Origin of the sequence: Mesorhizobium sp. M7A.F.Ca.CA.004.04.2.1 (assembly GCF_004022825.1) — a bacterium.
Classification (GTDB): domain Bacteria; phylum Pseudomonadota; class Alphaproteobacteria; order Rhizobiales; family Rhizobiaceae; genus Mesorhizobium.
The window spans coordinates 1-630 of the sequence record NZ_RZPH01001661.1 but is presented as its reverse complement, the minus strand read 5'-3'; the positions used below and the strand labels follow the sequence as shown (position 1 = coordinate 630).

General features: G+C 63.7%; 1 protein-coding gene. It reads left to right on the top strand.

Annotated features, from left to right (window positions below; genetic code table 11):
- Positions 1–630 (top strand): CaiB/BaiF CoA-transferase family protein (locus EN893_RS36815; RefSeq protein ID WP_164901538.1); only part of this gene is annotated, 630 nt, incomplete at both ends.

Here is a 630-nt window from a genome sequence, read left to right as displayed (position 1 = left end):
GACTATGACAGCCTGCGCCAGATCAACCCGCGCCTCGTCTATTGCTCGATCACCGGCTTCGGTCAGGACGGACCCTATGCGCCGCGCGCCGGCTACGACTTCATCATCCAGGCCATGGCCGGCATGATGTCGATCACCGGCGAGGTCGGCCGCGAGCCGCAAAAAGCGGGCGTCGCCATCTCCGACATCTTCACCGGCCTTTATTCGGTCATCGCCATCCAGGCAGCATTGCGCCATGCCGAGCAGACCGGCGAAGGCCAGCACGTCGACATGGCGCTTTTCGACACCCAGATCTCGGCGCTCGGCAACCAGAATTTGAACTATCTCGTCTCCGGCCAATCGCCGGTGCAGATGGGCAATGCGCATATGAACATCGCCCCGTATGAGGTGGTGCCGGTCCGGGACGGGCACATCATCCTGGCGGTCGGCAATGACGGCCAGTTCGCCAAATTCTGCGCCGCTGTCGGACTGGACGACCTGCCTGCCAATCCCGACTTCGCCACCAATCCCGCCCGGGTCGCCAACCGGGTCAAGTTGCGCGAGCGCATGATCGAGGCGCTGAAGATTTTTGACCGCGATCCGCTGCTGGCCAAGCTGGAAGCGGCCGGCGTGCCGGCGAGCCCGATCAAA